13 protein-coding genes and 2 pseudogenes are annotated in these 18176 nt (G+C 68.6%); 11 read left to right on the top strand and 4 right to left on the bottom strand.

Annotated features, from left to right (window positions below; all coding sequences use genetic code 11):
• Positions 1-168: 168 nt before the first annotated feature.
• A pseudogene (locus ACFFC4_RS20465) lies at positions 169-686 on the top strand (LLM class flavin-dependent oxidoreductase); the annotation flags it as partial.
• Positions 687-718: 32 nt separating this feature from the next.
• Here ACFFC4_RS20465 and ACFFC4_RS20460 read toward each other — a convergent pair.
• The gene (locus tag ACFFC4_RS20460) at positions 719-1084 is read right to left on the bottom strand and encodes an S-adenosylmethionine decarboxylase (protein ID WP_375504317.1); all 366 of its coding nucleotides are present in this window, start codon (positions 1082-1084) and stop codon (positions 719-721) included.
• Between the two features lie 148 nt (positions 1085-1232).
• Here ACFFC4_RS20460 and ACFFC4_RS20455 point away from each other — a divergent pair, with 148 nt between their 5' ends.
• Together ACFFC4_RS20455 and ACFFC4_RS20450 are read left to right on the top strand one after the other, a co-directional pair.
• Positions 1233-3587 carry a putative bifunctional diguanylate cyclase/phosphodiesterase gene (locus tag ACFFC4_RS20455; RefSeq protein WP_375504315.1) on the top strand — a complete coding sequence of 785 codons (2355 nt, stop codon included), beginning with the start codon at positions 1233-1235 and terminating at the stop codon, positions 3585-3587.
• Positions 3588-4399: 812 nt separating this feature from the next.
• Positions 4400-6364, top strand: a complete 1965-nt coding sequence (locus tag ACFFC4_RS20450; protein ID WP_375504313.1) for a SpoIIE family protein phosphatase — start codon at positions 4400-4402, stop codon at positions 6362-6364.
• Positions 6365-6607: 243 nt separating this feature from the next.
• On the opposite strand, the pseudogene ACFFC4_RS20445 reads toward ACFFC4_RS20450, so the two are convergent.
• Positions 6608-6922: pseudogene (locus tag ACFFC4_RS20445) on the bottom strand (cyclase family protein); the annotation flags it as partial.
• A 167-nt stretch (positions 6923-7089) separates the two neighbouring features.
• Between ACFFC4_RS20445 and ACFFC4_RS20440 the strand changes: the two are divergent.
• The 3 genes from ACFFC4_RS20440 to ACFFC4_RS20430 all read left to right on the top strand — a co-directional run bounded on the left by ACFFC4_RS20440 (position 7090) and on the right by ACFFC4_RS20430 (position 10153).
• Entirely contained in the window at positions 7090-7536 is a 447-nt protein-coding gene (locus ACFFC4_RS20440) for a MarR family winged helix-turn-helix transcriptional regulator (protein ID WP_375504311.1), read from the top strand.
• A complete protein-coding gene (locus ACFFC4_RS20435) occupies positions 7526-9100 on the top strand; it encodes a DHA2 family efflux MFS transporter permease subunit (protein WP_375504309.1) in 1575 nt (524 codons plus the stop codon). The genes ACFFC4_RS20440 and ACFFC4_RS20435 overlap by 11 nt, the downstream gene beginning before the upstream one ends.
• 90 nt (positions 9101-9190) lie before the next feature.
• Entirely contained in the window at positions 9191-10153 is a 963-nt protein-coding gene (locus ACFFC4_RS20430) for a beta-ketoacyl-ACP synthase 3 (RefSeq protein WP_375504307.1), read from the top strand.
• Positions 10154-10248: 95 nt separating this feature from the next.
• Here the strand turns inward: ACFFC4_RS20430 and ACFFC4_RS20425 are convergent, their stop codons facing one another.
• Complete coding sequence (locus ACFFC4_RS20425; protein WP_375504305.1) at positions 10249-11562, bottom strand: S1C family serine protease; 1314 nt, start codon at positions 11560-11562, stop codon at positions 10249-10251.
• Between the two features lie 96 nt (positions 11563-11658).
• On the opposite strand from ACFFC4_RS20425, the gene speB reads away from it, so the two are divergent.
• The 3 genes from speB to ACFFC4_RS20410 are packed head-to-tail and all read left to right on the top strand — an operon-like array spanning position 11659 to position 15467.
• Entirely contained in the window at positions 11659-12600 is a 942-nt protein-coding gene (speB, locus tag ACFFC4_RS20420; protein WP_375504303.1) for an agmatinase, read from the top strand.
• Between the two features lie 30 nt (positions 12601-12630).
• Positions 12631-14100: a purine-cytosine permease family protein gene (locus ACFFC4_RS20415; RefSeq protein ID WP_375504319.1), complete on the top strand. Its 1470-nt coding sequence runs from the start codon at positions 12631-12633 to the stop codon at positions 14098-14100.
• Complete coding sequence (locus tag ACFFC4_RS20410; RefSeq protein WP_375504301.1) at positions 14100-15467, top strand: amidase; 1368 nt, start codon at positions 14100-14102, stop codon at positions 15465-15467. The genes ACFFC4_RS20415 and ACFFC4_RS20410 overlap by 1 nt, the downstream gene beginning before the upstream one ends.
• On the opposite strand, the gene ACFFC4_RS20405 is transcribed toward ACFFC4_RS20410, so the two are convergent.
• Positions 15464-16432: an NADPH:quinone oxidoreductase family protein gene (locus ACFFC4_RS20405; protein ID WP_375504299.1), complete on the bottom strand. Its 969-nt coding sequence runs from the start codon at positions 16430-16432 to the stop codon at positions 15464-15466. The genes ACFFC4_RS20410 and ACFFC4_RS20405 overlap by 4 nt on opposite strands.
• A 44-nt stretch (positions 16433-16476) precedes the next feature.
• Here ACFFC4_RS20405 and ACFFC4_RS20400 point away from each other — a divergent pair, with 44 nt between their 5' ends.
• Both ACFFC4_RS20400 and ACFFC4_RS20395 read left to right on the top strand, forming a co-directional pair.
• Positions 16477-17190, top strand: a complete 714-nt coding sequence (locus ACFFC4_RS20400; protein ID WP_375504297.1) for a VOC family protein — start codon at positions 16477-16479, stop codon at positions 17188-17190.
• Between the two features lie 431 nt (positions 17191-17621).
• Entirely contained in the window at positions 17622-18164 is a 543-nt protein-coding gene (locus ACFFC4_RS20395; protein WP_375504295.1) for a hypothetical protein, read from the top strand.
• Positions 18165-18176 lie beyond the last annotated feature (12 nt).

The following is an 18176-nucleotide window of genomic DNA, read 5'->3' as shown; positions in this document are numbered from 1 at the left end:
CGCACCGCCGCCGAAACAATCTTCAGCGGCGCCCTCATGAAAGTTCCGGGTTAGCATCCACGACACGTGCTCGGTGACGGGTGCGGCCGGAGAGGGCACGTGGTCAACAAGAAGGCGCTGAGCGAGTCCGACATCTGCGACCGCTACGTCACGCCTGCCCTCGACACCGCCGGCTGGACGACGAGCCAGGCCTACGGCATCGAGCTGGGCAGCGCCCGCGAGCGCAGCGACCGGTTCGAGGAGGCCTGCGAGATCCTGGTGAGCCTGTTGTCGAACGAGACAACCGACTTCACCGGCAAGCACTACCAGCTGGACGGGGCTCGCACGAGCCGAAGGGGCCCCAGCAACCCCACCCGCCGATCTGCATCGGCGGCAACGGCGAAAAGCGCACCCTGCGCACGGCAGCTCGGTTCGCCCAACACTGGAACTTCGGCGGGCGCACGCCGCAGGAGTTCGCCCAAAAGCGCGACGTGTTGCACGAGCACTGCGCAGACCTCGGACGCGATCCCGGTGAGATCCTGCTGTCGACCCACATCCCGTACGACCCGGCCGACGTCCAGGCCACCGTCGACACGATCGGCAGCTTCGGCGAGCACGGTCTCGACCTGGCGATCGTCTACCTCCGGCCGCCCCTGCGACCGGCCGATCTGACCCCGTTGGCAAGCGCCCTCGCAACGATCAGCTGATCAGCGCCGCACTGGGCGAAGGCGAGCAGCTGTCAGGTTGGGAGGAGTTTTTCGCTGGGCAGCCGGCCGTGGACGACCTGCTGGGCGTCGAGGACGGTCGCGGTGAACTCGACGGCGGTCGCCACGTTGAAGGGCTTGCAGGTGTAGATGTCGACCGAGAAGAACAACTGCGGCACGTCCCACGCGTACATGTGGGCGCCGGACGTCTCCCAGTGGATCCACCCGGCCCAGCCGAAAGCCGGGGAGCGGTGGGTGACGGGCGGGATGAGGGCCAACATGTCGAGCGCCTCCGACAGCCCGGACAGGTAGGCCGAGATGTCGGTGTCGGTGAGTGGGCGGCTCGGAATGCCCTCTACGACGAGCCGCTGACGGTAAATGGCGGGCGCAAGATCGTGCAACGGGGGACTCTCCAAGCGGGGGAACTTGAATGGTCGCTCAGGCTATCGGAGCCGGTCACTTAGTCGGGGAGGTCAAGGTTTCGGCCCGGCTGCCGATGTTGCGGCTGTGACAACGGGTCATCGGGCCGGCCGGCTTTTGCGTCGGTGCGTGTGGACCTTGCTGGCCCCTGGCCTGGCAGCGATCGCGCTGGCAGATGCGCGCGATCCCGCTGCGGCGCAGGTCGTGCTCACGGGTGCGCTCGGCGCCTTCTTCCTGCTGCTGTTGACCCGCTTGGCGGTGGCGGCGGGCACGCAACGGCAACGCAGATACCCGTTGCTCCTGCTCTTCGGCGGCGTGCTGCTCTGGGCGGCCGGGTCTGCAGTGCTCAACGGGTCGGGTCAGCCCGACCGGACGTCCTTCCCGGCACCGGGCGAGGCCTTCTTCCTGCTCGCGTACGTTGCGATCGCCGGTTACCTGCTCGCCGATACCGCACCCCAGCGGTCCAAGAGGGGAGCGACCTGGCTGGAGGCCGCGAACGTGTGCGGCGGGGCAGTATGCATCGCCGGAGGCGTACTCATCACGCCGGCCGCGCAGCACGTGCACGCCGACGGCCTCGGCGTCCTCCTGGCACTGCTCTACCCGCTGCTCGATGTCGTCCTCGGGGTACTTGTCGTCGGCCAGGTGCTGATGCGCTACCGCGACAGCTCCCGCGAGTCGGCCAGTCTGCTGCTCGGCTTCGGGCTGTTCACCTTCGCCGACCTGAGCTTCATCACCAACCTGTCCAGCGGCACCTACGCCTTCCACTGGCTCAACATCGTGTCGTGGGGTGCCGGGTTCGCGCTCATCGTCGACGCAGCCTGTCGACCACGAGCGACGTCGCCGACATATGTGCCACAGCGCAGCCTGCCGATCGCCGTCCTGGTGGCCAGCATGGCCGCCACGGTGGTCCTCGCGTTCGAGCCCGACGGCGCCGTGCGGACATACCTGCTGATTCCCGCCATGGCGACACTGGCCGCCGCAGGAGGACGCATGTTGGTCGCGGTGCGGGACGCGCAGCGCGCAGCCCAGGCCGCGGCTCTGTCCCTCAGTGACGACCTGACCGGCTTGCCCAACCGTAGGGCGGTGTACGACCGGCTCGACCAACGCATGAGCACCGATGGGCCGCTCGCCTTGATGCTCATGGATTTGGACGGCTTCAAGGACATCAATGACACCTTGGGTCACTCGGCCGGGGACGCGGTCCTGCGCGAGCTGGCCGCCCGCTGCAGGGCGTTCCCTCCTGGTGTCATGGTCGCCCGGCTCGGCGGCGACGAGTTCGCGATCCTCGTCGATTCCGCGGACGAGATCGTCCTGTACGAACTGGCGCAGGCGGTGTTGACCGGTGTCCGCGAACCGATCACCGTCGACGGCATCACCTTGAGCGTCGACGCCTCGATCGGGATCACGATCCGCCAACCTCAGGACACGCAGAGCAGCGAACTGCTGCGACGTGCGGACGTAGCCATGTACGACGCGAAACGCGCGCGCCTCGGGGTGGTGCTCTACGAGCCGACCAGCGATCAGTTCTCCCGCCAGCGCCTCGCGCTCGGTGAGGATCTCCGGCTGGCGATCCAGACCGGGCAATTGGAGCTGTGGTACCAACCCCAGCAGGACGCGTCTACCGGGCGCACCTGCGCTGTCGAGGCACTGATCAGATGGCGCCATCCGACGCGCGGAGTGCTGGCACCCGCGGAGTTCCTCCCGGTTGCCAGACGGTCCGGACTGATGCTGACGCTGTCGGCAGAGATCGGCCGGATCGCCGTCGCCGACGTGGCCGCCTGGCGCAGGCGAGGCATCAACACTCGCGTCGCCATCAATTGCGCTGCGCCGGAGCTGATGAGCGGGATCTTCCTGCCCCAGCTGGCCGAGTCGATCGCCGCCGCTGGCCTGTCACCGAGCGAGTTCATCATCGAGGTCACGGAGGACTCGTTCCTGGCTGAACCAGAGCGCGCCCGCGCGCTGCTCACCGACCTCACTGCTCTTGGCTTCGAGATCTCCGTGGACGACTACGGCACCGGGTTCTCGTCGCTGTCCTACCTGCGGGACCTACCGATCACGGAGATCAAGATGGACCGGTCGTTCGTCGCGGCGATGAGCAGGGACACCCGCAGCCGTCTGATCGTCGTATCGACCTTCCATCTCGCCGACGCGCTCGGCTTGCGGATGGTGGCCGAAGGCGTCGAGGACGCGGAGACCGCACATGATCTCGTCGCCCTCGGAGTGCACGTGCTACAGGGTTATCACCTGTCGCGTCCGCTCCCGCCGGAAGACATCACGACCTACCTCTCCGGTGACCTCGAGGGCTCGACGGTTGCCGCCCGAGAGGACTCAGAGCGCGACCTTGAGAGCCGGGTGCGTCGTGGCACGTCGAGATTCGAGCGCGAAGTCCGCCGGGTTCGGCACCTCTATCCCGTCCAACCCGATGCCCAGGCTGATCGACCGGTGGGCCTCCGGGTTGAGGAGTCGCTGCCTGTCCATCGCTGACGCCAGCTCCCCCCAGAGCGGCACGCTGCACGTTGACCCGAGGTAGGCGCCGGGGCCGGTGCCGGGCAGGACGTTGGTTCGAAGCCCCGCCATGTGCAACAACCGCCGGGCGCGATGGTCCATGATCATCACGATCCACCTCGCGTGGTTGGCTCGAAGCGTCTGGATCACCCCGTGGTAAAGCGCAGCAGCGGTGAGCCCCCCTCGGCCACTGCCACGCCGCACCGCCACCGTGGCCACATCCCAGGTGCGGTCGAGGTCCAGCCCGGCTGCTCGCGCCGCGCGCGCCCCGTCAACTCCCCACGGAGCCCGAGACGCATCGGCCAAGGACTTCACGGTGCGGTGTCCAGGCACGATCATCCGAGCCGCTGCCACGGCGTCGCCGGCGCGATCCACCACGGCGACGAATACCGACTCGCTCTCGTACGGTCCGTACTCGTCGGCCCACTGATCTGCCGTGTTGCCGTACGACTCGAGAAAAACAGCGGCCTCGCACTCCCGAGCCGCGCGCAGGTGCTTACCCACCGGGTCGACACGCAACGTGTAGTCCAAGGCCCGACGCACCCCATTCACGGGCCGCGTAGCCCAGGCGGTGATCAAACCACGACGCACCAGCCGTCGTTCGGCAGCGCGCTGACACGGCCTGTCCCGGACCGACCCGTCGTCTCCTGTTCGGTGGATTCGGCGTAGATCGAGCCGGCGTGTGTAGATTGTGTTAGTTGACACCGCTAGCTCGGGCGACCCGCACCAATCGGGTCGGGGCATCAGCTCACGGCCGAGCGCTTCAGCACAACCGCACGCTAGGACGCCGGATGACGCTCAATCCGCCCACCGCCTTCGTCCAGGCGCTCGCTCCATTGGCGCCTGCGTCCGAGTTGCCTGGGGCGAACAGCGCATTGGCCTACGGCGAGGACAGGCGTTCGTCGATCACCATCCCGGTGGACCTCCTCGCGCCGCGTGCCGCGCGACGCCACGCCGTCCATGTCCTCGGACTGCATGAACTCGAACACACTGCAGTGGCCGACGTGGAGCTGCTGGTCAGTGAGGTGGTGGCGAACGTCGTTCGTCACGAGAAGTCCACGCTGGTTGATGTCGACGTCGTCCCCGATGTAGATCACGCGGTGACGGTCGCGGTGTCTGGCAATGCGGGCACTGCCGCCGTGCCGTTGCTGCACCCAGCCATCGCCTCCTACCCGGGCGCCCTGACCGGGCGCGGGTTGACCATCCTGGATTCGTTGGCCGACGCGTGGGGAATCCGCCGCGAAGCCGGCAGGACTGCCGTGTGGTTCACGGTCCGCGGCACTGCACCTGCCGGCACCCGCGGGAGTGCCACCGATGCTGATGCAGGCGCGGCTGCCGCGGTATTGGCGGGGGCGCTTGCGGTCACGGCTGCTACCGCGGCCGAACTGACCGCACCCCAGCAGGTGGTCGCCCAGCGTGCTGCTGTCATGGCAGAGCAGGCGGCACTGGGTGCCGCGGCGAAGAGCGCGCAAGCTGCCAAGACCGCGCGCGGTTCGCGTGCAGTGGCGGCGACCTTGGCGGCCAAGGGCGTGGCCGAAACGGCGGCACGGACCGTGGAAGCCGTCCAACTGCAAGCGGACGAGATGGCACGAGAGGTGGCGAGCGCGGCGAGCGTCGCGGCGGCGGCGCTATCGAGGTCGATCCTGCCCGGTGGAGACGCAGCAGCCGCCCGCGCGGCGTCCCAGGTGGCCGCCGCGGTCATCTCCGCTGCGGCCGCGACGTCGGAGGAGACCGCCCGCGCGGCCCTCGTTGTCGCCCGCGCGGTGGCGGCGGCGGCAGATGCAGTCGCGGCCACGACGGCCGCCGCCGCGGCCGAAGTGGCAGATGAGGTATCGGGTGTGGCTCACGCCGTCCACGCTGTCGCCGCGGCTGCGGCGCAGCAACTCGCCAGCGACACCCTCGAGCGCGGAGCAGCCCTGGCCCTGGTTGCCCGCGATGCCACCCTCGCGTCCGAACGCCTCGAGCAGGCAAACGAGCTGCTGCTGCGAGCCGGTCGCGCGGATCATGCGATCGCGCTGGCCCTGCAGGCCGCCATGCTCACTAACCTGCCCCGCGCCGATGGCCTCCAGCTTGCGGCGCGCTACCTCACCGCCGCCAAGCAGGCCCAAGTGGGTGGGGACTGGTACGACGCGATCGTGCTCCCCGACCGCCGCTCGACGACGCTGGTTATCGGCGACGTCGTCGGCCACGACATCGTCGCGGCCGCCACGATGGGCCAGCTACGAAACCTGCTGCGGGCACTGACCTGGGCCCATGACGGGCCGCCGTCAGCCGTGGTGACCCGACTGGACCGGGCGATGCGAGACCTGCGAGTGAGCACCATGGCCACGCTGGTCATGCTGACCGTGGAAAGTACCGATGACGCTGCGGATCCAACTGGCGCTGTCACGATGCGGTGGACCAACGCCGGTCATCCAGCGCCGATACTGATCAACGCCGACGGGACCGTGGTAGCCCTCGATACGCCCAACGACGTGTTGCTCGGCGTCGCCCCGGACGCTGTGCGCACCGACCACGTACACACTGCGCAGCCCGGATCAACCCTTATTCTCTACACCGACGGACTGATCGAAAAGCGCGATGAATCCATCGTCGTAGGGCAGGATCGTCTGGTCAACAGCCTGGCTCACCACCGTCATCTCGAGCTGGGTGCCCTGCTCGACACGGTCATCTGGGAAATGGTCGGCGACCAACCCGGCGATGACGTCGCTGTGCTTGCCGCACGCTTCGGCGCGTCCGAGTCTGTCGCGCACTAACCCCTTCGTCGGTCCTTGCTCACCGGCGCAGCAGCGCGACCCGGGCCCCACCCGGGCCGGTCAATGCGTGAGCTGGCTGACCTGGTCGATCGCGGTTTGCATCGTTGCGTTCAGCGCATCTTTGTCGACTCCGAACCGGCGATGTGCCATTCCGAGTCCTGGGCGTCGTGGAACCACTCGACGTCGGCGGGCACAGGCGTGTCAGCGGGATCGTCCGACGAACGTGCGCACCACCAGTGTCTGGTCGTGCACCGCCGCCCCTCCGTTGGGAAGTTCACCGTCCTCGCCGTCGACGCGGCCGACGTCGAGCAGCAGCCCGCGGCCGCTGACCACGTGGGCCAGGGTCTCGATCCCCGTGACCGAGTCGCCGAGGGCGGTGACGACGGTGGACTCCCGCCCGTTCTACGTCTTGCCGTGGTCGAAGATGTGGCCGAGACCGTCCCACTGCATCGAGCACTGCAGCGGCATGGTCACCGCGTCGTCGGCCCCGCTGAAGCCGTGCAGGCCGCCCATGACGTTGAACTGGGCGTCGGTGCCGGTGCTGAACATGGTGTGGATCGCGTCACCCTGGAGCAGTTGGGCTCGATGCCTGGGTCGCGCGTGCGCTGACCGAGTCAGTGTCCGGCGCCACACCCGATCCGTGATGGTGGCGTAGCTTCCCGGGTAGATTGATGAGGTACCTCATGATGAGGTACTGACCAATTGGTGACGGGACGGTGAACGCGGTGCACTCGTGCGTCGAGCTCGGCGAGCTGTACCTCGAGCTGCACCACCGGATCCATCGCCTCGTCGATGAGGCGATGAACGACGCTGGGCTGTCGCTGTCGCGGGCCAAAGTGCTGCGCGTCCTGGCCCAGCAGGGCCCGGTGAACCAGGCCACGGTCGCGTACGCCCTCGGCTTCGCGCCGCGCTCGGTCACCGACACCTTGGACGCGCTGGAGCGCGAAGGGCTGGCCACCCGCGGCCCCGATCCGCGCGACCGGCGGGCCTGGCTCGTCGAGATCACGCCCGCCGGAACCGTCGCCCTGGACCGCGCCATCGCGGTCAAGAAGGCGCTCATGAACACTATTTTCGACGGCTTGAGCGACACCGAACGCGAACATTTCGCGGACACCCTCGCCGGCCTGCGCACCCGACTCGATTCGAAACAGGAAACCGCACATGTCTCTTAGCTCGCTGGCCGAAAAGAAGTCCGCAGAAGCTCGCAGTTCCGATCACCGCTGGCTGATCCTGGTCGTCGTCTCGATCGCCCAACTCATGGTTGTGCTTGACGCGACGGTCGTGAACATCGCCCTGCCCTCGGCCCAGGCCGACCTCGGGTTCGGCGATAGCCAGCGCCAGTGGGTGGTCACCGCCTACGCGCTGGCTTTCGGCAGCCTGCTGCTGCTCGGCGGTCGGGTCGGTGACCTGTTCGGCCGCAAGCGGGTGTTCCTCGGGGGCCTGGCCGCGTTCGCGCTCGCGTCCGCGCTGGGCGGTGCCGCGCCGTCGTTCGGGGTCCTCGTCACCGCCCGCGCCATCCAGGGTGTCGCCGCGGCGATGCTCGCACCGGCAGCGCTCTCGACGCTGGTCACCACGTTCCGCGACCCGGCCGACCGCGGCAAGGCGTTCGGCGTCTTCGGCACGGTCGCGGGTGCCGGCGGTGCCGTCGGGCTGATCCTTGGTGGCGTGCTGACCGAGTACCTCTCCTGGCGCTGGGTGATGTACGTCAATGTGTTCTTCGCCGTGGCCGCGGGTCTGGGCGCGATGATCTACATGGTGCACGAGCGGCCGGAAGTGCGTGCGCGGATCGACTACGTCGGCACCGTGCTGGCGTCGGCCGGGTTGTTCGGGCTGGTGTTCGGCTTCTCGCACGCCGAGACAGCCGGCTGGACGTCCCCGCTCACGATCACCTCGCTCGTCCTGAGCGTGGCCCTGCTGATCGCCTTCGTCGTCGCCGAGAAGCGCGTCGAGGTGCCGCTGCTGCCGCTGCGCGTGGTGGCCGATCGCTCGCGGGGCGTGGCCTTTGCCGCGGTCGCCGTCGCCGGTCTAGCCATGTTCGGGCTGTTCCTGTTCCTGACCTACTACCTGCAGTCGGTCAAGGGCTTCAGCCCGGTGGTGTCGGGACTCGCGTTCCTGCCGATGATCGCCTGCGTGATGATCAGTTCGAACGTGTCGAACATCGTCACGCTGCCGCGCTTCGGGCCCAGGATCGTCATCACCACCGGCATGCTTCTCGGCACTGCCGCGCTGAGCTACCTGAGCCTGCTCGACGTGCACACCAACTACTGGTCGGGCGTGCTGCCGTCGTTGCTGGTCATGGGCTTCGCCATGGGCATGGTCATGGCCCCGGCGATGAACACCGCCACCGCCGGCGTGCAGCCGCACGACTCCGGCGTGGCGTCCGCACTGGTCAGCACTATGCAGCAGGTCGGCGGCTCGATCGGCACCGCGGTGCTCAGCACCATCGTGGCGAGCGTTACCACCGACTACGCCGCCTCGCACGCCTCGGCCGGCGCGGGGCTCACCGCCCAGGCCTCGACGCACGGCTACACGGTGGCCTTCCTGATCAGCGCCGGAACCTTCGCGGCGGGCGCCATCATGTGCGCGCTGGTGTTCCCGTCCAAGAAGCGGCTCGCCGAGCTGCGCGCCGCCGCGGCTGCCAGCGGATCGAGCACGACGACGAGCACGCAGACGAGCACGCCGACCGAGAACTCGAGCGCGCTCGCCGACGAGGTCGAGGTCGGCGCTGACGCCTGAGCGCCACCCCCGGGGCCGGCATTTCCCTTACCACCCGGTAACCAAGATAGTTGGACTTCCTAGTAGTTCCTGGATTACGGAAGGCCTGCCTTGCTGAACACCGTTGCCCGCGAGGGCGGCACCCGGGTCCTCGGTTTCGGCGCGGCTCAGCCCCACGCCTCGACCAGCGCCGACGCACTAGGCGCTCCGTTCGGCAAGGCCGGCAGCTGGATCGAGTCCCGCACCGGCATCCGCAGCGTCCGGCGGGTGTCCGGTCCGGGCGAGCTCGACGAACTGGTCTGCCGGTCAGCGGCGGACGCGCTGCTCGCAGCCGGGATCACCGAGGCGCAGATCGACCTCGTGGTCACGGCCAGCTGCAGCGCTGCCAATGGTCCGGGCGACGGCGGCACGCTCGCCGCGGGCGTCGCGGCGGTGGCCCCGCGTATGCACCTGAATTCTGCCTGCAGCGGGTTCTGCTATGCCCTCACCGTGGCCGACGGCGCCATCCGCACCGGCGCGGCTCGGCACGTCCTGGTGGTCGCAGCCGAGCAGATGAGCTCGCTGATCGACCCGGCTGATCTCGGCACGTCGATCCTGTTCGGTGACGGAGCCGGCGCGGCGGTTGTCGGCCCGTCCGGCGACGGCAGCACCGGTATCGGACCGGCGGTCTGGGGCAGCGACGGCTCACAATCCCATCTGATCGACTGCGGTGCGGTGGTCGGCGGCAAGCTCACGATGGTCGGCTCGCAGGTGTTCCGCTGGGCCGTTGAGCAGATGCCCGCGGTCGCCCTCGACGCCTGCCGGCGCGCCGGGGTCGGTATCGAGGACATTGACGTATTCGTGCCGCATCAGGCGAACAAGCGGATCGTCGACGGCATCGCCGCCAAGCTCGGGCTCGACCGCGCCGTGATCGCCGACAGTGTCACCGTCTCAGGCAACACGTCCGCCGCGTCCATCCCGATCGCGGTCGTGGACCTGGCCCGCCGCGGTGTCACTTGCGCCGGACAACTCGCGCTGCTCGTCGGCTTCGGCGCGGGGCTCAGCTTCGCCGCGCAGGTCATCCGGCTGCCCTGACCTCACCAACCCCCACCGTGATCAACAGCGCCGAAACGTCGTGACACGACGTTTCGGCGCTGTTGATCACCGGAGGGTTATCAGTCGGGGGAGTCTCAGTCGGCGGGGCCGGTGGTGAGCGTGACGGTGGCGGTGTGGCTCGTGCCGGCGGCGTCGGCCCAGCTGACCGAGACGCGTTTGCCCGGTTCGAGTTTCGCCATCGCAGTCGACAGCGAGGACGCCGAGGTGACCGATGTGCCGCCCACGGCGGTGATCGTCGAGCCGGCGGCGATGCCGGCGTCATCGGCCGGGCCGCCCGACACCACGGAACCGACCGCGGCGCCAGCCGTGCTCGCGTCGGCCAGCCCGACGCCGAGGAAGGCGGGCAGGCCGATGCGCACCGAGGACGTCTCGACGCCCGACTCGATCTGCTTGACGATCGACAGTGCGTCGGTGATCGGGATGGCGTAGGCCTGCGACGCGACGGCCGCACCGTTCACCGAGGTCGCCGAGCTCGACGACGCAGCAGTGTCGATGCCGATGATGGTGCCGTCGGAGTCGTAGAGGGGCCCCCCGGAGTCGCCGGAGATGATGGCTGCGTCGGTCTGGATGAGGTTGTCGAGCGTCTCGGAGTTCGCGCCGCTCTCGTCGGTGGCCGTGATCGTCTGGTCGAGGGCGGTGACCTTCCCGGTCGCGGCGGTCAGCGTCCCCGTGCCGCCGGCATTCCCGACGCCGGTGACCGTGTCACCCGTCGACACGTCCGCAACGTCCGAGGCGACCCCGACCTTTGCCGTGGTCAGGCCGGAGGCGTTCTTCAGCTGGAGCACCGCGATGTCGTCGGTCGAGTCGGTGCCGACAACCTCAGCCTGATAGCTCTTGCCCGTCGACTCGACGGTGACCGTGACGCTCGTGGCGCCGTCGATGACGTGGTTGTTGGTCAGGATCTTGCCGTCGGAGGTGAGGATCATGCCGGTGCCCGCGCTCTCGGCGTTCTGGTACTTCAACACCGAGACGATGGTGACGATGCCCACCTGCTGCGTCGAGGTGGCAGTGGTCGCGGTTCCGGTGGCCGAGGATCCGCTGCTGCCCGAATCGCTGCCGCTGCTCGATCCGTCGCCGAGGCCCGGGAGGACTCCCGTCGAACCGTCACCCGAGCCCGAACTCGTGCTCCCGCCGCTCACCGACGAGGCGACGCTGCCGGAGGACTGCGTCGCGTCCCCGATCGCCACGCCCGACACGACGAGCCCAGCGGCCACGGCAGCAGCGCCGATGCCGACGAGTGCGCGCTTCGCCCGCCGCGGTCGACGGGTCGGCACCGGCGCCGCGATCGGCGGCGGCCACTCGTAGCTGTAGCCGTACCCTGCGGTCTGGTACGGCGGGGTGGGGGCGTAGCCGTAGTTCGCCGCGTACGGGTCAACGGGCTCAGGCATATGGTTCGTCATGACTCGATGGAACTGCGCGATCCGCGCTGTCTGCTGAGCGTGTGCCATGCGATTCCTGTGAACGAGAAACGGCATACTGGGGGAATGAGCGAGCAGCCTTCGATCGGGCCCGTCGACGCGTCGCTCGTGCCCCGCTACGCGGGCCTGTCGACGTTCGCCCGGTTGCCGCGTCGCGAGGACGTCCCGAGCATGGACGTCGCCGTGCTCGGCGTGCCGTTCGACACCGGTGTCAGCTACCGGCCCGGTGCCCGCTTCGGTCCGGCGCACATCCGGCAGAGCTCGCGCTTGCTGCGGCCTTACAACCCTGCGCAGGACGTCTCGCCGTTTGCCCGGCTGCAGGTCGTCGACGCCGGCGACCTGGCCGTCAACCCGTTCGACATCCAGCAGGCCATCGGCGAGATCGAGGCCGGCGCCCGCGAGCTGAGTGCGACAGCGAAGCTGCTGACCCTCGGCGGCGACCACACCATCGTGCTGCCGCTGCTGCGGGCCATGCGTGCGCAGCACGGGCCGATCGCCGTCCTGCACTTCGACGCCCACCTCGACACGTGGGACACCTACTTCGGCGAGCCGTACACGCACGGCACGCCGTTCCGCCGGGCTGCTGAGGAGGGCTTGCTCGACCCGGAGCACTGTCTGCACGTCGGCATCCGCGGTCCGCTGTATTCCGAGCGTGACCTGCCCGAGTCGGCCGACCTCGGCTTTGCTGTCATCCACTGCACAGACATCGAGACGCTTGGCGTCGCCGGCACCGTTGCCGCGCTGCGGGAACGCCTGGGCGACCGGCCGATCTACGTCTCGGTCGACATCGACGTTCTCGATCCCGCGTTCGCTCCCGGCACCGGCACGCCTGAGGCGGGCGGGATGACGTCGCGCGAATTGCTCAGCGTGCTGCGCGGCCTGGCCGGGGCTAACGTCGTCTCAGCCGACGTCGTCGAGGTGTCGCCGGCCTACGACCACGCTGAGATCACCGGCATCGCAGCTGCGCACGTCGCCTACGAGCTGTTATCCGTGCTGGCCGACAACTGACGCGTGTCGGCCGTATCGGTCACTGCAAACGTGGGCCAAGGTTGGATACATGACCACCACACAGGAACGCACCACGGCGGCCTCGAAACCCGCTCGATCGACTACGTCCCGCTGGCCGAGCGGCACGGCAAGCTCTGGCACCTCGGCCCGCTGTGGTTCATGTCGAACGCGCAGATCGCCACCCTCGCCGTCGGCCTGCTGAGCATCACCGGCGGCGGCTCGCTGGACTGGTCGGTCATTGCGATCGTCACCGGGATCCTGCTCGGCACGCTGTTCATGGCGTTCCACTCCGCGCAGGGGCCTCAGCTCGGCTTGCCCCAGATGATCCAGTCGCGCCCGCAGTTCGGCTATCTCGGTGCGTTGTTGGTCTGGCTGTTCGCTTACGTCCAGTACGCCGGCTTCAACGTCTTCAACAGCGTGCTGGCCGGCCAGTCCATGCACTCGACCGCCCACGGCAGCACCAAGATCTGGATCATCGTGACCACGGTCGTGGCCTTCGTCATCGCGCTCATCGGCTACGACATCATCCACAAGGCCGAGCAGTTCCTGACGTACTCGATGTTGGTCATCTTCGGCATCTTCACGATCGGACTGTTCTTCCTGCATTACCCGAGCGGCACCTTTGACCTCGGCACCTTCAAGCTCTCTCCCTTCCTGGCTCAGTTCGGGGTCGTCGCCGGGTACCAGATCAGCTGGGCCATCTACGTATCGGACTACTCGCGCTACCTGCCGCCGGACGTCACCGTGCGCAAGACGTTCTACTGGACGTACTGGGGCTCGGCACTTGGCGGCGCTTGGCTGATGATTGCGGGTTGCGTGCTCGCGGCCTGGATCGGCCCCAAGAACTTCGACACCATCAGTTCGATCAACGCCGCGGGCGACCACGTCTTCTCCGGATTCGGTGCGATCGTGCTGATCCTGTCGACGCTCGGGCTCGTGTCGGTGATGGCGCTGAACATGTACGGCGGGTCCCTGACTTTGATCAGCGCGATCGACTCGTTCAAGAAGGTCGCACCAACCCTTGGCGTCCGCGCGATCACGATCGGTCTCACTGCGGCGCTCGGTCTGGTCGGGGCGCTGCTGGCCACCGACAACTTCCTGGCCGACTTCAACAATTTCCTGGTGCTCGTGCTCTACCTGTTCATCCCCTGGACGGCAGTCAACCTCGTCGACTACTACGTCGTCCGACGCGGGCACTACGCCATCGCCGAGATCTTCAAGCCCGACGGCATCTACGGACGTTGGGGCTGGCGCGGCATCATCAGCTACCTGGTCGGCTTCGCAGCCATGATCCCGTTCTTCTCGGTCGGCACGCTGTTCACCGGGTTCGTGGCCAAAGACCTGAGCGGCTCGGACATCTCGCTGTTCATCGGGCTCCCGGTTGCCGGAATTCTGTATTACGTGCTCTGCCGTTCGCTCGATGTCGCCGCGGAGGTACGCCTGGCAGAGGCCGAGGAGAACGACTTCGAGAAGGCGGCGGCCGCACACAAGACCGGGTGATGGACGCCTTTGCGCTCGCCGCGTCGATCAGCTCGGGCACCAGCTCGGCGGTCGAGGCAGTGACCACATCGCTGTCAGCAATCGAGGCGCGCGACGGTAAGTTGAACGCCTTTACCGTCGTGCTTGCCGATGAGGCGTTGCAGCGGGCTGCCGACGTCGATTCCGGTGCCGTGACGGGTCCGCTCGCCGGTGTGCCGATCTCAGTCAAGGACCACGTGTGGGTTAAGGGGTTGCTGTCGACGAACGGCTCGCGGGCGCTCGAGACGTTCGTCGCGCCCGAGACCTGCGTTGCGGTGCAGCGCCTGCTCGATGCCGGCGCCATCATCGTCGGTAAGACCAACAATCCGGAGTTCTGCTATCGCGGCCATACCGCGAACGACCTCTACGGTGCGACCAGGAACCCGCACGACCCGACGCGGACCGCGGGTGGATCGAGCGGGGGAGCGGCGGTGTCGGTGGCCACGGGTGCGGTGCCGCTCGCGGTGGGGACGGACGGTGGCGGCTCGATCCGCATCCCGTCGGCCTTCTGCGGTACGTACGGGATCAAGCCGTCGTTCGGCCTCGTGCCCAAGCTGCCGGGTTTCCGCGGCTGGCCGACGCTGTCGGTCACCGGTCCGATCGCTGCGTCGGTGCGCGACCTCGCGCTGGCGCTGCAGGTGATGGGCGGGCCGGCCGGCGCGGACTGGCTCAGTTTTCCGACGCTCGGCACGCCCGACTACCTCGCTGCGGTCGACGCGCCAACGTGGCGCGGGCTGAAGGTGGCGGTGAGCGAGGACCTGGGTTTCTCCGACGTCGACCCTGACGTCCGCGCGGCGTTCCGCACCGCGGTCGACGCGGCGGTGGCCGCCGGGGCCGAGTTGGTGGAGTCAACCCCGCCCGCCGACAACCCCGTTCCGCTGTGGGACGCGGTCGCGCTGCCCGAGGGGTACGCCTCTGAGGGCCGCCTCGTCGAGGAGCAGCGGGCACTGGTTGGCGATGACGCGGCCGCGATCACGCTGGCCGGGCGAAGCGCATCGGCCCTTGACTACCTCGACGCGCAGGAGGACCGGGCCGCCTACGCGCGCCGGTGGTCCGGATTCTTCGCCGATGTCGACGTGCTGCTGACCCCGGCCTTGCCGATCACTGCCTTCGCGCTCGGGCGCATCGGACCGGAGACGATCGACGGCGCGTCGGTGCCCGACGGCTTCGACGCCTGGTGCGCGCTGGCCCTGCCGGCCAATCTCGCGGGCCTGCCATCGGCGTGCGTCCCGATCGGCGCCGACCGCAACGGCCTTCCGATCGCGGCGCAGGTCATGGGTGGCCGGTGGACGGACGCCGTCGTGCTGCGCGGCGCGGCGCTGCTCGACGCGGCAGTGCGGGGCAGCTAACGCAGGGTAAGGACGACGTTGCCGATGACTTCGCGGTTCGCCAGCAGGCGCAGCCCGTCCGCTGCCCGCTGCAGCGGCAGCACCTCGGCGATGCGCGGTGCGAGCTCGGTCGAGACGAAGCGCGGGCTCAGCTCCTGCCATTGCTGCTGCGCGTAGCCGGGGTGGCCGAGCGCGTACTCGCCCCACGCGGCACCGACGACCTCGGTGTTCGTCAACAGCAGCCGGTTCACCTTCACCGTCGGGATGTCGCCGCCGACGAACCCGACCACGGCCAGCCGGCCACCGGTGGCCAGCGCGCGCAGCGAGTCGGTGAAGCGGTCACCACCGACCGGATCGACGATCACGTCGACGCCCCGTCCGTCCGTGAGCTCGCGGGCCGCGGCGGAGAACCCGTCGACCGGGACGGCCTCGAACGCGCCGGCCTCGAGCGCGGCCGTCGCCTTGTCCGGGCTCGACACGACGGCGATGACCTGCGCGCCGAGCGCGCGGGCCAGCTGGATCGAAGCGAGCCCGACGCCGCCGGCTGCGCCGTGGACGAGCACGGTCTCACCGGGCGCCAGGCGGGCGCGCAGCGTCAGGACGAAGTGCGCGGTCAGGTAGTTGGTGAGCGCGGCCGCCCCGGTCTCCCAGCTCAGTGAGTCCTCGAGCGGGAAGACGTGCGTGCTGTCGATCGCTGCGAGCTCGGCGAAGGCGCCGTTCATGGCGAAGCCGCACACCCGCTGGCCCGTCTCGAAGGGCGAGTCGTCCGGTGCGCTCCGCACCGTTCCGGACAACTGCGAGCCGGGCACGTACGGCAGCTCCGGTGCCAGCTGGTAGCGGCCGTGCGTCTTGAGGACGTCCGGGTAGGTGATGCCGGCCGCGTGCACCTCGATCAGGACGTCGCGAGGCCGGGGTGCGGGGTCGCGGACCTCGCCGGTCTCGACGGCGTCAGGCCCGGTCAGCGAGACGATCTGCACTGCGCGCATTGCTGGTCCTCCGGTTCGAGACGTCAGCACCTAGCATGCCGGAGATGACCGCGGGACTGCTGACGCTGGCGTCTGACGCGCACGACCCCGCTGGTCTGGCCACGTTCTGGGCCCACCTTCTTGGACGGGTCTTGAACGACGATGGCCACGGTCCGCTGTTGCCAGGGTCGGACACCCAGGTTGGCCTCCGGTTCGTGCAGAGTCGTGCGGAGAAGGTCGGCCCGAATTCGACGCACCTGCACCTGACCAGCACCAGCTTGACGAGCCAGCAGGAAACGGTCGCAACCGCGCTCAGGCTCGGTGCAGACCACCTCGATGTCGGTCAACGCCCCGAGGAGGGGCACGTCGTGCTGGCCGATCCAGAAGGCAACGAGTTCTGCGTCATCGAACCCGGGAACGCCTTCCTTTCCGGCTGCGGATTCCTGGCCGAGCTGGCCTGTGATGGGACCCGCGAAGCCGGGCTGTTCTGGGCCGCAGCGCTCGGTTGGCCGCTGGTATGGGACGAGAACCCGGAGACCGCAATCCAATCGCCACGAGGTGGCACCAAGGTTGCATGGGTCGGACCTCCGGTGGCCCCGAAGCGCGGCATAAGCCGACAGCGCTTCGAAGTCCGGGTTCCCACCGGCGACCTCGCCGACGAGGTCGACCGGTTTATGCAGTTGGGTGCGACCAGATACAGGGGCATCCCGAGCGGCGTACCCGGGCGTCTCGAGTTCACCGATCCCGACGGGAACGATTTCAGCCTCATCCCCGCCTGACGCGCGTCACACCAGTCCGTCCGGACGGCGTTGCGGGCCTGCCAGACCACGATCCGCGCCGTCGCCGATTGCCGCGAAGTCGCCGCGGGTCTTTGTCAGCGGCGACTGCGGTTGCGGCGCCGGGCCTCACGGGGCTGCGTCTCTTCGCCAGCGACCAGCTGGCGACATGCTGAACACCACTCCGATCCAGACCGACTAGCCGGCCAACCCGACCAGGAGCCAGACGACCGCGGTCAGGATCGAAAGAAGTCCGCCAACCGCGTTCGCCTTCTGCATCACGCTCTCCCTTGTTGATCAGGACGGTAGTCCTCTCTCGTACCCAGTCAGGGCGGCGCGCCACTTCGATATGTGGGCCGTTGGGCCAGCTGTCGGTCCGCAGCGAGTTGCTTCACGAGTTGACAGATTAGATCGTATGTTCGTAGTATCGGACTATGTCCGAACCCGCCGCGATGGGCACCGCCGACCTGGCGTCGCTGGTGGCTGCGGTGGGGTCGATGGCGCCGGCGGCCGGTGATGGTGACCGTATCGAGCGGATCCGACACTTCGAGCAGTTGAAGTCCGCGTGCGCCGCGGCGCAGGCGGCGGAGACGGCCGCGTTCGTGGTGTCGCAGAAAGCGGCGCAGGCCGTCGCGGGGGTACCGGCGGCGCGGCAGGGTCGTGGGGTCGCCGCGCAGGTTGCTTTGGCGCGGCGGATCTCGCCGTGGCAGGCGCAGCGCTACACCGGCTGGGCCGCGGTCCTGAGCACTGAGCTGCCGGCCACCTTCGCGGCGCTGCGGGCCGGGTGGATCACCGAGTGGCGCGCGATGATCGTGGCGCGGGAAACGATCTGGCTCTCCCGCGCCGACCGCGCGAGAGTGGACGCCGAACTCGGCCCGAAACTGCAGGGCTGGGGTGATCGGCAGATCGAGGCCGAGACCAAGAAGGTCGCCTACCGGGGGTGTCAGATCGTCTGTGTAAGCGGCTGGTCGGTCTGAAAGGAACATGAT

It is taken from the genome of uncultured Jatrophihabitans sp. (assembly GCF_964244045.1).
Lineage (GTDB): Bacteria > Actinomycetota > Actinomycetes > Mycobacteriales > Jatrophihabitantaceae > Jatrophihabitans.
This window is presented reverse-complemented; position numbering and strand designations above follow the sequence as displayed.